General features: G+C 68.8%; 17 protein-coding genes and 1 pseudogene. 12 read left to right on the forward strand and 6 right to left on the reverse strand.

Annotated elements, in window-relative coordinates; all coding sequences use genetic code 11:
• Positions 1 to 98 precede the first annotated feature (98 nt).
• Together ACIA12_RS23335 and ACIA12_RS23340 are read right to left on the reverse strand one after the other, a co-directional pair.
• Complete coding sequence (locus ACIA12_RS23335) at positions 99 to 1,220, reverse strand: ArsA family ATPase (RefSeq protein ID WP_396369139.1); 1,122 nt, start codon at positions 1,218 to 1,220, stop codon at positions 99 to 101.
• A complete protein-coding gene (locus ACIA12_RS23340; RefSeq protein WP_396369140.1) occupies positions 1,217 to 2,167 on the reverse strand; it encodes an ArsA-related P-loop ATPase in 951 nt (316 codons plus the stop codon). The genes ACIA12_RS23335 and ACIA12_RS23340 overlap by 4 nt, the downstream gene beginning before the upstream one ends.
• Before the next feature lie 62 nt (positions 2,168 to 2,229).
• Between ACIA12_RS23340 and ACIA12_RS23345 the strand changes: the two genes are divergently transcribed.
• From ACIA12_RS23345 to ACIA12_RS23365, 5 genes and pseudogenes are all read left to right on the forward strand, one after another.
• Positions 2,230 to 2,391, forward strand: a complete 162-nt coding sequence (locus ACIA12_RS23345; protein WP_363815835.1) for a DUF4177 domain-containing protein — start codon at positions 2,230 to 2,232, stop codon at positions 2,389 to 2,391.
• Positions 2,388 to 2,849, forward strand: a complete 462-nt coding sequence (locus ACIA12_RS23350; RefSeq protein ID WP_396369141.1) for a RidA family protein — start codon at positions 2,388 to 2,390, stop codon at positions 2,847 to 2,849. The genes ACIA12_RS23345 and ACIA12_RS23350 overlap by 4 nt, the downstream gene beginning before the upstream one ends.
• A gap of 82 nt (positions 2,850 to 2,931) precedes the next feature.
• Positions 2,932 to 3,750, forward strand: coding sequence for an NUDIX hydrolase (locus ACIA12_RS23355; RefSeq protein WP_396369142.1), 819 nt, complete (start codon positions 2,932 to 2,934; stop codon positions 3,748 to 3,750).
• Positions 3,747 to 4,535, forward strand: coding sequence for an MBL fold metallo-hydrolase (locus ACIA12_RS23360; protein WP_396369143.1), 789 nt, complete (start codon positions 3,747 to 3,749; stop codon positions 4,533 to 4,535). The genes ACIA12_RS23355 and ACIA12_RS23360 overlap by 4 nt, the downstream gene beginning before the upstream one ends.
• Positions 4,536 to 4,735: 200 nt before the next feature.
• A pseudogene (locus ACIA12_RS23365) lies at positions 4,736 to 4,822 on the forward strand (hypothetical protein); the annotation flags it as partial.
• A 36-nt stretch (positions 4,823 to 4,858) separates the two neighbouring features.
• Here ACIA12_RS23365 and ACIA12_RS23370 read toward each other — a convergent pair.
• Positions 4,859 to 5,080, reverse strand: a complete 222-nt coding sequence (locus tag ACIA12_RS23370; protein ID WP_396369397.1) for a hypothetical protein — start codon at positions 5,078 to 5,080, stop codon at positions 4,859 to 4,861.
• A gap of 30 nt (positions 5,081 to 5,110) precedes the next feature.
• Here ACIA12_RS23370 and ACIA12_RS23375 point away from each other — a divergent pair, with 30 nt between their 5' ends.
• The gene (locus tag ACIA12_RS23375) at positions 5,111 to 5,701 is read left to right on the forward strand and encodes a hypothetical protein (protein WP_396369399.1); all 591 of its coding nucleotides are present in this window, start codon (positions 5,111 to 5,113) and stop codon (positions 5,699 to 5,701) included.
• Positions 5,702 to 5,784: 83 nt separating this feature from the next.
• Here the strand turns inward: ACIA12_RS23375 and ACIA12_RS23380 are convergent, their stop codons facing one another.
• Complete coding sequence (locus ACIA12_RS23380; protein ID WP_328332586.1) at positions 5,785 to 6,462, reverse strand: Crp/Fnr family transcriptional regulator; 678 nt, start codon at positions 6,460 to 6,462, stop codon at positions 5,785 to 5,787.
• Positions 6,463 to 6,683: 221 nt separating this feature from the next.
• Between ACIA12_RS23380 and nth the strand changes: the two genes are divergently transcribed.
• The 6 genes from nth to ACIA12_RS23410 are packed head-to-tail and all read left to right on the forward strand — an operon-like array spanning position 6,684 to position 11,333.
• On the forward strand, positions 6,684 to 7,451 hold the full coding sequence (gene nth, locus ACIA12_RS23385; protein WP_396369144.1) for an endonuclease III: 768 nt from the start codon (positions 6,684 to 6,686) through the stop codon (positions 7,449 to 7,451).
• Complete coding sequence (locus tag ACIA12_RS23390; RefSeq protein ID WP_396369145.1) at positions 7,448 to 8,068, forward strand: TlpA family protein disulfide reductase; 621 nt, start codon at positions 7,448 to 7,450, stop codon at positions 8,066 to 8,068. Before nth ends, ACIA12_RS23390 begins: the two co-directional genes overlap by 4 nt.
• Entirely contained in the window at positions 8,065 to 8,838 is a 774-nt protein-coding gene (locus ACIA12_RS23395) for an NUDIX hydrolase (protein WP_396369146.1), read from the forward strand. Before ACIA12_RS23390 ends, ACIA12_RS23395 begins: the two co-directional genes overlap by 4 nt.
• Complete coding sequence (locus ACIA12_RS23400) at positions 8,835 to 10,007, forward strand: MarP family serine protease (protein ID WP_396369147.1); 1,173 nt, start codon at positions 8,835 to 8,837, stop codon at positions 10,005 to 10,007. The genes ACIA12_RS23395 and ACIA12_RS23400 overlap by 4 nt, the downstream gene beginning before the upstream one ends.
• Before the next feature lie 47 nt (positions 10,008 to 10,054).
• Complete coding sequence (locus tag ACIA12_RS23405; protein ID WP_396369148.1) at positions 10,055 to 10,570, forward strand: SigE family RNA polymerase sigma factor; 516 nt, start codon at positions 10,055 to 10,057, stop codon at positions 10,568 to 10,570.
• A gap of 1 nt (position 10,571) precedes the next feature.
• Entirely contained in the window at positions 10,572 to 11,333 is a 762-nt protein-coding gene (locus tag ACIA12_RS23410; protein WP_396369149.1) for a hypothetical protein, read from the forward strand.
• On the opposite strand, the gene ACIA12_RS23415 is transcribed toward ACIA12_RS23410, so the two are convergent.
• On the reverse strand, positions 11,328 to 12,149 hold the full coding sequence (locus ACIA12_RS23415; protein WP_396369151.1) for an alpha/beta fold hydrolase: 822 nt from the start codon (positions 12,147 to 12,149) through the stop codon (positions 11,328 to 11,330). The genes ACIA12_RS23410 and ACIA12_RS23415 overlap by 6 nt on opposite strands.
• 124 nt (positions 12,150 to 12,273) lie before the next feature.
• Entirely contained in the window at positions 12,274 to 12,672 is a 399-nt protein-coding gene (locus tag ACIA12_RS23420; RefSeq protein ID WP_396369152.1) for a phage holin family protein, read from the reverse strand.
• Positions 12,673 to 12,705 lie beyond the last annotated feature (33 nt).

A 12,705-nucleotide genomic window follows, 5' to 3' on the forward strand; every position in this document is an offset into this window, starting at 1 on the left:
ACCCTCTGTTGAAGATTGAGTCTGACAGGCTCAACCACCGTCCCCACCTGGTCATTCCCAGGCCTTCCGGGCGTTCGCTGAGGGTGAAAAAGGTGACGTCAGGCGGTCAGCAGGTCACCGATCGCGCGCAGACCGGACAGATCGTGCACGTCGTCGGGCAGTGCCGGTACGTCGATGGTCGCGATCGACCGGTGGCCGCGCCGGAACCGCTCGGCGCGTTTGCGGTCGCTGACCACCTGCTGCATGCGGTCGGCGTGCAAGCGCAGTACGGCCGCGGTCAGCGCCGACTTGTCGTCGGCCTCGAGTCGCTCAGCGGCTGCCAGAGCCTGCTCAGCGGACACCGAAGGCACATGTGTGGTCGTCACGCGGTTGAGGACGACCCCGGCCAGCGGCATGTTCTCCTCGCGGAGCCGCTCGGTGAAGTACGACGCCTCGCGCAGCGCATCGTTCTGCGGAGCGGCCACCACCAGGAACGCGGTGTGCGGCTCGCGCAGCAGAGCGACCGTCTTCGCGGCCCGCTCCCGGAACCCGCCGAAGAGGGTGTCGAAGGCAGCCGCGAAGGTCTGTACGTCGGTGAGCACCTGCGCGCCGAGCACCTTGTTCATGACCGACATGGCGAGGTTCACCCCCGCCGACATCAATCTGAACGGACCCCTGGCCGGCGCGAGCAGCAGTCGCAGGAACCGTCCCTCCAGCAGCGACGCCAGCCGCTCGGGAGCGTCCAGGAAGTCGAGCGCCGACCGCGACGGTGGCGTGTCGACGACGATCAGGTCCCACTCGCCGGTCCGCTCGGACTGCTTGTACAGCTGCCCGAGCTTCTCCATCGCCATATACTCCTGGGTGCCGGCGAAGGAGCTGGAAAGCGCCACGTAGAAAGGGTTCGCGAGGATCTGCTCGGCCTTCTCGGGGGTCGCGTGCGAGAGCACCACCTCGTCGAACGTGCGCTTCATGTCGAGCATCATCGCGTCGAGCCGGCCACCGTTGGCGGCATCGACATCGGCCACCGCGCGGGGGGTGTTGTCCAACTCGGTCAATCCGAGCGCCTGGGCCAGTCTGCGGGCCGGGTCGATGGTCAGTACGACGACCTTCCGCCCGCGCTCGGCCGCCCTGAGACCCAGCGCGGCCGCGGTCGTCGTCTTGCCGACGCCACCGGATCCACACGTCACGATGATCCGGGTGCTCGGGTCGTCGATCAGCCGGTCGAGATCCAGGGCCGTCACGCGCGCAACTCCTCAGCCAGATCGAACAGGGCGCCGTGGTCGATACCGTCTGGCAGTAAGGCGAGTTCCGTCACTTTCTTGCCCAGGGCATCTATCCGGTCGCGGTTCTCGCGCTCCAGCCCGACCCGTACCGCGTGGTCGTGGGCCTCTTGCGCGAGTGCCGTCGTGAGCTCTTTGGTGACAGTGATCCCGGCCGCCTTGAGGCCGCGGGTGAGCTCGGCGGCGGGTAGTTTCTCCTTCACCGCAAGGGCGAGCGCGTCGTCGTCGAGCGGGCTGTGCCGGACCATGTTGACCACGATCGACCCGACCTTGAGGTCCAGCGACTCGAGCTGCTCGACGGCGTCCAGGGTCTCCTGGACCGGCATCTCCTCGAGCAGGGTGACCAGGTGGATCCGGGTGACGTCCGAGCGGAGCATGCCCATGATCGCGTCCGCCTGGTTGCGGATCGGGCCGACCTTGGCCAGTCCGGCGACCTCGTGGTTCACGTTGAGGAATCGTCCGACCCGGCCGGTCGGTGGGGCATCCAGTACTACGGCGTCGTACGCGAGCCGCCCGTGGGCCTTCCGCCTGGTCGCCTCGTAGACCTTGCCGGTGAGCAGTACGTCGCGGAGGCCCGGCGCGATGGTGGTGACGAAGTCGACGGCGCCCACCTTGTCGAGTGCCTTCCCTGCGCGGCCCAGGTGGTAGTACATGTCCAGGTACTCGAGCAGGGCCGCCTCGGCGTCCACTGCGAGTGCGTAGACCTCGCCCCCGGCCGGGCCGACGGCGATCCGGCGTTCGACGTACGGGAGCGGTGGTACGTCGAAGAGCTGGGCCAGCCCCTGGCGGCCCTCCACCTCGACCAGCAGGATCCGCTTGCCCTGGTCGGCGAGGGCGAGCGCCATGGCGGCGGCGACCGTCGTCTTGCCGGTTCCGCCTTTGCCCGTCACCACGTGGAGCCTCGCCATGGTCCCCAGACTAGGTCGTGGCCCACAGCAGGCTGGGCGGGGCGCCCGTTAGAGTCCCTCCCATGAAGAAGTTCGAGTACGCCACCGTGCCGCTCCTGGTCCACGCGACCAAGGAGATCCTGGACAACTGGGGGCAGGACGGCTGGGAGCTGGTCCAGGTCGTCCCCGGCCTCAACCCGGAGAACCTGGTCGCCTACCTGAAGCGGGAGATCACCCAGTCATGAGCCACCCCGAGGAGAAGCTGGCCGAGCTCGGCCTGAAGCTGCCCGAGGTCGCCAAGCCGGTCGCCGCCTACGTACCCGCCGTGCGGACCGGCAACCTGGTCTACACGTCCGGCCAGCTGCCGCTGCGCGAGGGCGCCCTGATCGCCACCGGCAAGGTCGGCGCCGAGGTCACTGCCGAGGTTGCCGCCGAGTGCGCCCAGCAGTGCGCGCTGAACGCGCTGGCCGCGGTCAAGGCGGAGATCGGCGACCTGGCGAACATCACCCGGATCGTCAAGGCGGTCGCCTTCATCGCCTCCACCCCCGACTTCACCGGCCAGCCCCAGGTCGCCAACGGAGCCTCCGAACTCTTCGGCCAGCTCTTCGGCGAATCCGGCCAGCACGCCCGCTCCGCCGTCGGCGTCCCAGTCCTCCCCCTGGACGCCCCGGTAGAGGTAGAACTAATCGTCGAGGTCAACTGACCCGTCGTCGCCACGGCGGCCGCTCCGCGCGGCCGCCGGGCTCGGCACGTCCCCGATCCCGGAGGTACCTATGGTTCGGGACTTGAAGTCTCACCTGATGTCCGGGCGGATGGCTGCTGAGGCGCTTTCGTTCATCCGTGAGGGCCGAGTGGCAGTCGAGCCTCGGCCCGCGTCGACGGTGATCCTCACCCGCGACACCACAGCGGGTCCGGAGGTCTACTTGCTGCGTCGCCAGCAGAGCATGGCGTTTGCGGCGGGAATGACTGTGTTCCCTGGGGGACGGGTCGACGCGACCGACTCGTCTATCGCGGACTCCTGGTCCGGGCCGGCTCCGGAGTGGTTCGGGGAGCGGATGGGGTGCTCGGCGGAGGCTGCCGCGGCCTATGTGGCGGCTGCCGTGCGGGAGACCTTCGAGGAGTCCGGGGTCCTGCTTGCCGGGCCTGACGCCGACTCGGTGGTCAGCGACACCAGCGGCGACGACTGGGAGGCCGACCGGGTAGCCCTGGAGTCACGGGAGCTCGGGTTCGCCGACTTCCTGCACCGCCGAGGCCTGGTACTCCGCGCCGACCTGCTCGGCGTCTGGGCCCACTGGATCACCCCCGAGTTCGAGCCACGGCGCTACGACACCCGCTTCTTCGTCGCCGCGCTCCCGGCCGGCCAGGTGACCCGCGACGTGACCAGCGAGTCCGACCAAGTCGCTTGGATGGCCGCTGTCGACGCAGTACGCGCAGTAGAAGCCGGCGAGATGCTCATGCTCCCGCCCACCTACCTCTGCTGCCGTGACCTGATCCCGTACGCCGCCGTGCCCGACATACTCGCCGCCGCGACCGACCGCGAGATCCGCCCGATCCTGCCGACGGTACGGGTGGAGAACGACCAGGCCTACCTGGAGACGACATGACAGCCGAGCAGGTCACCGCCTACGCATCCCGAGTACTCGCGGCGAACCCGGGTCCGATGACCCTGGAGGGCACCAATACGTGGATCCTCCGGGCCCCAGACGCGGACACAGCCGTAGTGGTCGACCCGGGACCGATGCTGGAGCAACACCTGCGCGCAGTGCTCGACGCAGTCGCGGAGTACGGGTGCACTGTCTCCGCAGTGCTGCTCACACACGGGCACTTCGACCACTCGGAGGGTGCTGCGTGGTTCGCCTCGCAGGCCAACGCCCCGGTGCGCTCAGTGGACCCGGCCTTCCGGATCCCGACCGACCACGCGCACGGGCTCAACGAGGGCGACGTGATCACCTCGGGCGACCTGCGGATCGAAGTACTGCCCACTCCCGGCCACACAATGGACTCGGTCTGCTTCTGGCTCCCACAAGACGGCTCGCTGCTGACCGGCGACACAGTGCTAGGCCGCGGCACCTCAGTCGTCGCCCACCCCGACGGAGCCCTGGGCCCCTACCTGAACTCCCTGGAAAGCCTCCGCGCCTTCGCCAACTCCCCAGCCGGCGTCGAACGCCTCCTACCCGGCCACGGCCCAGTCATCACAGACCCAGGCGCAGTACTGACCCACTACCTCAACCACCGCCAAGACCGCCTCAACCAGGTCCGCACCGCGCTCGCCGCCGGCTACACAACCCCCGAAGCAATAGTCCAGCACGTCTACGCCGACGTAGACCCAACCCTCTGGCCCGCCGCCAACCGCTCAGTCCAAGCCCAACTGGACTACCTGAACCCCTAACCGCTCCCTCAGGGTGGCTTCGCCTCGCTCGCAGGGGTTCGCCCACTGACCTACCAAGGAGCAAACCCCCACAAGAGGGGCGAACCCCCACAAGAGGGGCGAACCCCCACAAGAGGGGCGAATCCCGCGGACGGGGCTGCTTGTCCACAGTTGGGAAGTCGGGGTGGGGTGGCGCCCTGGATCGCGGCAGGTTGTGCAGTATGAACCCCAAACTTCGGCGCCGTGCCGCGGAGTACGGCGGCACCTTCTCTCGTCAGGATGCAGTGGAGTGCGGCTACACGCCGAGTCAGATTCGGGAGCGGCTTCGGACCGGGCAATGGATCTCACTCAGAAGAGGTCTGTACGCCGAATTGGTACACCCGGTCGACAGCCCGCCCTGGGAGCGCGAGGCGGCTGAGCATCGACTCGCGGTGCACGCCGCCGCGCGTGCTCTTGCCGGGAGTGCCGTAGTTGTCAGTCACCAATCCGCCGTGGTTCTGCATGGGCTGCCGGCGTGGGGACTCGATCTCGACCTCGTTCACGTGACTCGCAGAGACCGTGGTCACGGCCGGATCCTCGCAAGAACGAGCCATCACGTGGGTGAGTTGCCGGCCGGTGTCGTGACGACGACCGAAGGCCTGCCGACCACCACGGTCGCGCGGTCGGTCGTCGAGGCGGCCTGCTCGGCTGGATACGAAGCGGCAGTTGCGCTCTGTGACAGCGCTTTGCACAGTGGGCGGGTCACGAAGGCTGACCTCCGGGCGATCTTGGACCAGATGAAGGCCTGGCCCAGAACCGGTACCGCGCTGGCGGCGGTCGCGTTCGCCGACGGTCTGTCGGAGTCGGTCGGCGAATCGCGGCTCAGGGTGCTGATGGAGACCCACGGCCTACCCGAACCCGAGTTGCAAGTCCAGTTCGGTGCAGCCGATCTCGTAGCCCGGGTCGACTTCTATTTCCGGCGGTACGGAGTGGTCGTCGAGTTCGACGGAATGATCAAGTATCGAGCTGAGGGTCTCGACGCCGTCGTACGGGAGAAATACCGGGAGGACCGACTGCGCTCAGCCGGCCTCCTGGTTGTCCGCGTCACTTGGGACGATCTCAGCCGTCCGAATCGCCTCGTCGACCGCATCCGCCAGGCCTTCGCCTGGTCCGAAACCGCGGACGAGCGGAGGGTTAGCCCCCGGTGACGGGGTTAACCCATTGCCCTAACGATGGGCGAACCCTCCAAGCAGGAGTTCACCCCTTGGAGGGTTCGGTTGGCGCGGCGGGGTCAGCGGGCTCGGCGTTGGAGGCGTTCTATGTCTAGGAGGACTACTGAGCGGGGTTCCAGGCGGACCCAGCCTCGGGAGGCGAAGTCGGCTAGGGCCTTGTTGACGGTTTCGCGGGAGGCGCCGACTAGTTGGGCCAGCTCCTCCTGGGTGAGGTCGTGGTGGACGTGGACGCCGTCGTCCGCGGTACGGCCGAAGCGGCTGGCCAGGTCGAGCAGGGCCTTGGCCACCCGGCCGGGGACGTCGGAGAACACCAGGTCTGCCACGACGTCGGACACCTTGCGGAGGCGGGAGGCCAGCTGGAGCAGCAGGCCGCGGGCCACCTCGGGGCGGCCGGCCAGCCAGCGGAGCAGCTCGTCGTGGGTCAGCGCCATCAGCGACGCGTCGGTGACCGCGGTGACGGTCGACTGGCGCGGTCCGGGGTCGAACAGGGACAGCTCGCCGAACATCTGACCCGGGCCGAGCACGGCCAGCAGGTTCTCCCGGCCGTCGGCGGAGGTACGGCCGAGCTTGACCTTGCCCTCGACGACGACGAACAGCCGGTCGCCGGAGTCGCCTTCGTGGAACAGCACCTGGCCACGGCGCAGCCGGCTCTCGGTCATCGACGCGGTGAGCGCGTCGGCTGCCTCGTCGTCCAGCTGGCTGAACAGCGGTGCCTGTCGGAGCACTGCGGCGTCCACGAATGGGCCTCCTCGGACCTGAACTGCGACTTACGAGCAGGCCTGGAGCCCGCTCGGCGCCGGGCGGATCGCACCCGGTCGCCCCAAAACCGTAGCTCCTACTGTCCACCCACCGCCACGTAGGCCCGCCAGGACTCGCCGGAGTGCCCTCCGGCGGGGTGCGCTCAGGTCCGGAGCACGGGAGGGAAATCCTGTAGGTGGGCGGACGTAGGCTGGCCTGCATGCCGATCCAGCGTGCCGAGGCCCTGGCCTCCGTGGAACCCCCGATCAAGCTTCCGCGGAAGGCGCCCGTTTTCACCGGTGAGACCTCCACTCAGCTGGTCCGGCGGGCACGCAAGATGCACAAGGTGCTGACCGAGACCTATCCGGACGCGCACTGCGAACTCGACTTCAGCACTCCGCTTGAGTTGCTGGTCGCCACCATCCTGTCGGCCCAGACCACCGACGTCACCGTCAACAAGGTGACCCCGACGCTGTTCGCGAAGTACCCGGACGCGATCGCGTACGCCGAGGCCGACCGGGAGGAGATGGAGGCCATCCTCAAGCCGACCGGCTTCTTCCGGGCCAAGACGAACAGCCTGCTCAAGCTCGGCCAGGCCCTGGTCGACGACTACGACGGCGTCGTGCCGAACAAGCTGGAGGAGCTGGTCAAGCTCCCTGGTACCGGCCGCAAGACGGCGAACGTCGTGCTCGGCAACGCCTTCGGCATCCCCGGCATCACCGTCGACACGCACTTCGGCCGGCTGGTCCGCCGGTTCGGCTGGACCACCGAGGAGGATCCGGTCAAGGTCGAGCACATCATCGGCGATCTGTTCCCGAAGAAGGACTGGACGATGCTGTCGCACCGGCTGATCTTCCACGGCCGCCGCCGCTGCCACGCCAAGAAGCCGGCCTGCGGCGCCTGCCCGATCGCGCAGTGGTGCCCCTCCTACGGCACCGGCCCGACCGACCCCGACCTGGCCGCGAAGCTGGTGAAGATCCCAGCGTGAGCAAGCTGTCCAGCCCCCGTACTACGCTCCGCCACGCCGCCCTGATCGGCGTCCTGGCGGCGGCCGGGTTGCTGTTGGCTGGGTGCGGCGATCAAAAGGCGGACGGCCAACCACAGACCGGCCCAACCAGCGCAACCGTCGCCGGAGCCGATCAGCTGACCCCCTGCCCGACCGTCGAATCGCGACCACCGGTGGCCAACGCGCTGCCGGACGTCAGCCTGCCCTGCCTCGGTGACGGCCCCGACATCCGTCTGTCCGATCTACGCGGCCCGCTGCTGGTCAACGTGTGGGCGCAGTGGTGCGGACCGTGCCGCCACGAAGCGCCGTACCTGGCCGCGCTGCATGCCAAAGCGGGGGACAAGGTCAAGCTGATCGGCATCGACTACATCGACACCCGCCCGGACCTGGCGGTGAAGTTCGCGGTCGAGCAAAAGTGGGACTACCCGCACGTCGCCGACCGCGACAAGCAGATCCAGCAAGGACTCAAGATCGGCGGACCGCCGTTGACCGCCTTCGTCGACGCGAAGGGCGCGGTCGTCTATGTGCACCGCGCGCCGTTCACGTCCCAGCAGGAGCTGGATCAGCTGGTACGCGAGAAGCTGGGAGTGACCTGGTGAGGACCAGTACGACGTACGACGTGGAGCTGCCCGAGTTCCTGCAGCCGTTGCGGTCAGCTTCCAAAGCGGTCGACCCCAAGGAGCTGTCCCGCTTCCTGCCGCCCGAGGACGACCCGGGCGTGCGCGGTTCGGCGGTACTGATTCTGCTTGCCGACGGCAACGATGCCGACGGCCCCGATGTCCTGCTGACCGAGCGTGCCTGGACGTTGCGCAGTCACGCCGGCCAGATGTCCTTCCCGGGCGGCCGGGTCGACCCCGAGGACGGCGCCGGCGTCGAAGGGCTGATCCGTACCGCGCTCCGCGAAGCAGAGGAGGAGACCGGCCTGGACCCGGCCGGTGTCGAGGTGTTCGCCGTCTGGCCGTCGCTCTGGGTGCCGGTGAGCAACTTCGCCGTCTCGCCCGTGCTCGGCTGGTGGCGTGAGCCCTCGCCGGTGGCAGTGGTCGATCCGGCCGAGGTCGCCTCGGTGCACCGGGTGGCGCTCGGGGCGCTGGCCGACCCCGCCAACCGGATCAGCTGCCTGCATCCGTCCGGTTTCACCGGCCCGGCCTTCACGGTGGGTGACCTCTTCATCTGGGGTTTCACGGCCGGTCTGCTCGACAAGTTGCTCAAGCTCGGCGGCTGGGCGCGCGACTGGGACCCCGGCAACGTCGTACCGTTGCCCGACCGACTGGTCGAGGCGGCCTGGCGGAGTGAGGGCCGGCGGCCGGAGGACGTTCGACGGCTGACCGCCATCGAGCACGACCTGGGGCGTCCGGAGGGTGTGGAGTGAGCGGTCTCGATATCGCGCTGCTGGTGGTGACGGTGCTGGTGGCGATCTCGGGTTACGTCGAGGGTTTCGTCCTCGGCGCCTGCGCCACGCTCGGGCTGCTGGCGGGCGCGGCGGTCGGCGTGTACGGCGTACCGCGGGTGCTGGACAACTTCCAGCCCAGCGTCGAGGTGTCGTTCGCGGCGCTCGTGCTGGTCGTGTTGCTGGCCTCGATCGGCCGGACCGTCGGAGCGCTGCTCGGCTCCAGGCTGCGCAACAAGATCTCCTGGAAGCCGGTCAAGGCCGTCGACGCGCTGGGCGGCGCGGTACTGGCCGCGGCGTCCGTACTGGTCGTCTCCTGGGTGCTCGGTGTCGCCGTCAGCGGCGCCCGGATCCCGAGCGTGACGTCCGCGGTGCGTGGCTCGCAGGTGCTGGCCAAGGTCGACGAGGCGTTGCCGGGCGGCGCCGACCGTGCGCTGCAGGCGTTCAACGACGTGGTGAACACCGACCTGTTCCCGCGCTTCCTCGACCCGTTCGTCCCGGAGCGGATCCGCGAGACGCAGCCGCCGGACGGCGCGATCGCGCGCAACCCGACCGTGCGGCTGGCGTACAGCCGGATCGCCAAGGTGACCGGCGTCGCGAACTGCTCACGCGGCCTCGAGGGCAGCGGTTTCGTCTACGCCCCGCAGCGGGTGATGACGAACGCGCACGTGGTCGCCGGTGTCAGCTCACCGAAGGTGGAGGTCAACGGGCACTCGTACGACGCCAGGGTGGTGCTGTTCGACTCGAGCGTGGACATCGCCGTCCTGTACGTCCCTGAGCTCAACGTCAAGCCCCTCCTGTTCGACAACGACGGCAAGGCCGACGCGACCGCCGTCGTGCTCGGCTATCCGGAGAACGGGCCGTTCGACTCCGAGCCGGCCAGGATCCGTTCCGAGGAGCGGCTGCGCGGACCGGACATCTACGGCGACAAGACGGTCACCCGCAAGGCCTTCTCCATCTGGGCCCAGGTCCGCCCGGGCAACTCCGGCGGTCCACTGCTCTCCTCGAAGGGCACCGTGTACGGCGTGGTCTTCGCGGCCTCGGTCGAGGACAACCGCACCGGTTACGTGCTGACTGCCGAGCAGGTCGCGGACGACGCTGCCGCCGGCGCCAAGGCAACCCAGGAAGTCTCGACTCACAGCTGCACCTGATCTGATCCTGCTGCAACGGATCGCGTGGTCCGCGGCGTTGGAAGGGTGTGACGATCACGGGCGGGGACACCGAGCGGCTCTCGTTCGACGAGTTGGTGACGTCGAGCGAGCGGCGGTTGCTGCGCCTTGCCCTGATGCTGTCCGGTGGGGTGCACAGCGCGGAGGATCTCGTCCAGACGGTGCTGGCGCGAGCCCATCACCGCTGGGACCGGATCAGCGTCCTCGACAAGCCTGACGCGTACCTGAGCAAGATGGTCGTCAACGAGTTCCTCAGCTGGCGTCGTCGGCTCAAGAACCAGGAGCTGCCACTGGCCGACCTCCCCGAGCCCCCGGCCAGCGACGACATCAGCGCTCGCCACGCTCAACGAGACGCTGCCTGGCGCCTCCTCGCGGACCTCCCGCGGGCGCAACGCGCGGTCCTGGTCCTGCGGTTCTACGAAGACCTCCCGGACGACGAGATCGCCGCCATCCTCGGCTGCTCCCCGGTCACCGTCCGCTCCAACGCCTCCCGCGGCCTGGCCACCCTGCGCGCCAACCTCCCGACCTCCGACAAGGACGATTGAAATGCCCAAGCTGACGGACGAAGAGGTCGGCCAACTCCTCCGCGAAACCTTTACGGAGAAGGAAGAACTGCTAGATCATTTGCCAGAAGCAACAATCCGGCCGGTACGCCGCAAGGCCCCGGTCCTGCTCGCCGCGGCCGCAGTCCTCGTCGTCCTCGCCGGCGTGCTGTCGGTCGCGGGACTTGATGGCGGGCCGCCCCCCGGCCCCACCGCCGGCAAGACGCCGTCGTCGGCTGGTGCTCCGGCAGCCGCTGTGGTTCCGTCCAACCTGGCGACGGTCCAGACCGGCGAGGTGGGCAATCCGGACCTCACCCCGAATCTCACGGCCATCGCCCTCGCGGAGCTGACGAAGTGGGAGCGGCCGGCCGGCGGCTGGCCGGTCGTCAAGGTGCTGGATGCCTCGTACCCGGAGGCGAGCTCTCCGACCGGCGGGCAGGGTGGAAGCACTCCGTTCACTGCGGAGAAGCAGGCGGTGATCACGACCTATGCGAAGGCTTTCAAGGTGCCGATCAGCTGGGTGAAGAGCCGGCCCACCGGAGACCAGGTCTGCGAGCAGGCTGACGGAACGCCGTACGTCACCCTCGGACCGGTCGTGATGGACAAGAGCGGGTCCTCCGCCACGATCGGAATGAGCATGTGGCGAGGTTGCCTGGACGCGCAGTGGCTGACCTACAAGCTGGTGCGGATACCCCCGAAGGGTGGCCAGGAGAACAGCGGTCCTTGGCGGGTGGCGGGGACCGTCGGACCCGTCGCCGAGTCATAAGGACTGCAGCCACTCCAGCAGGAGTTCGTTGAAGAGGTCCGGGGTCTCCTCATGCGGGAAGTGGCCCGCAGTGGTCAGTACTTCGTATTGCAACGGCCCAGCTAGTAGCTCCGGGGGCGTGGTCGAGCTGACCGGGTTAACCGCGCCATCCAGAGCCCCATGCACCTGCAGGACCGGGACAGTGACTGGTGTGCGCATCTGGGCGGAGTACCGGCGGCCGTCCGAGCGCAGCCGCGAGCGGACGAACCAGCGGTGGTACTCGAGAGCGCAGTGCGGTGCAGGCCAGACCTGGAGCGCGGCACGGTACCGGCGGGACGCCTCGGCGTCGGGGAAGGCGCCACCCGGGGCAGACCAGGCACGGAGGAGTTCCTCGATGTGGATGCCGTCATGGGCGAGCAACCTTCGCTCCGGCAGGATCGGCAGCTGGAACCAGCCCACCTGAGCCACCGACCGCAGTTGTCCCGACCGCATCAGCTGCAGCGGGTGTGGAGCCGACACCGCCGCCAGCGCCCGCACCTGCTTCGACGCCAACACCGCGGCCGACCAAGCGACGAACCCGCCCCACCCGTGCCCGATCACTACCGCGTCGGTCGCCCCCAGCGACCTGATGACGCCTGACACGTCCGCCGAGACAGTAAAGGGGTCGTACCCTCGCGGCGTCTTGTCGCTGGCCCCGTAGCCGCGCAGGTCCATCGCAACCGCCCTGTACCCCGCTGCTGCGACTACCGGCAGCTGATGCCGCCAGGCCCACCAGAACTCGGGGAAGCCGTGCAGGAAGAGCACCAAGGGATCGTCCGCCGCGCCACACTCCGCCACGTGGAACCTCGCCCCGTTGGCCGCGACCAGCGAATGCGACCACGGCCCGTCGACGAGCAGATCGGATACCCCAGCGGGGCTCAGCGCCCGGTCCCCGCGACGGTGGCCGATCGGGCCGGCCGCATCAGTCGCCCTTGCCGATCGCCTTGAGGGCCTCGACGGACTCCTTCGAGGTCTCGATCGCGCGCTGCGGGCCCTTGGCTTTGCCGAGCAGCCGCTTGCCGACCAGGACCAGCGCGAGCGCGATCAACAGGTAGAGCACGGCAACGATCAGGAAGGCCAGCGCCGGGTGCAGGCCGAGCGCGTTCACCCCGTACGCCGCGGCGATGGACAGCAGGATGATCGCCAGCAGCGCCAGGAAGCCGGCCGCGCCGAACAGGCCCGCACCGGTGCCGGCCTTGACCGCGGTCGCCTTCAGCTCGGTCTTGGCGAGCTCGAGCTCGCTGCGCACCAGGCTGGACAGATCCTTGCTGGCATTGGCGACGAGCTGCCCGACAGTGGGCTCATCCTCGGTCTGCCCCATCGACATGGCGCTCCTTCCACACTGGCCTGATTC

Origin of the sequence: Kribbella sp. NPDC051620, from assembly GCF_044453825.1 — a bacterium.
In the GTDB taxonomy this organism is placed as follows: Bacteria; Actinomycetota; Actinomycetes; order Propionibacteriales; family Kribbellaceae; genus Kribbella.

Bases quoted from the DNA above. Each gene is read 5' to 3' on its own strand.
- ACIA12_RS23340 (WP_396369140.1), bottom strand. From the start codon at position 2,167: ATGGCGAGGCTCCACGTGGTGACGGGCAAAGGCGGAACCGGCAAGACG.
- ACIA12_RS23345 (WP_363815835.1), top strand. From the start codon at position 2,230: ATGAAGAAGTTCGAGTACGCCACCGTGCCGCTCCTGGTCCACGCGACC.
- ACIA12_RS23350 (WP_396369141.1), top strand. From the start codon at position 2,388: ATGAGCCACCCCGAGGAGAAGCTGGCCGAGCTCGGCCTGAAGCTGCCC.
- ACIA12_RS23360 (WP_396369143.1), top strand. From the start codon at position 3,747: ATGACAGCCGAGCAGGTCACCGCCTACGCATCCCGAGTACTCGCGGCG.
- nth (WP_396369144.1), top strand. From the start codon at position 6,684: ATGCCGATCCAGCGTGCCGAGGCCCTGGCCTCCGTGGAACCCCCGATC.
- ACIA12_RS23410 (WP_396369149.1), top strand. From the start codon at position 10,572: ATGCCCAAGCTGACGGACGAAGAGGTCGGCCAACTCCTCCGCGAAACC.
- ACIA12_RS23420 (WP_396369152.1), bottom strand. From the start codon at position 12,672: ATGGGGCAGACCGAGGATGAGCCCACTGTCGGGCAGCTCGTCGCCAAT.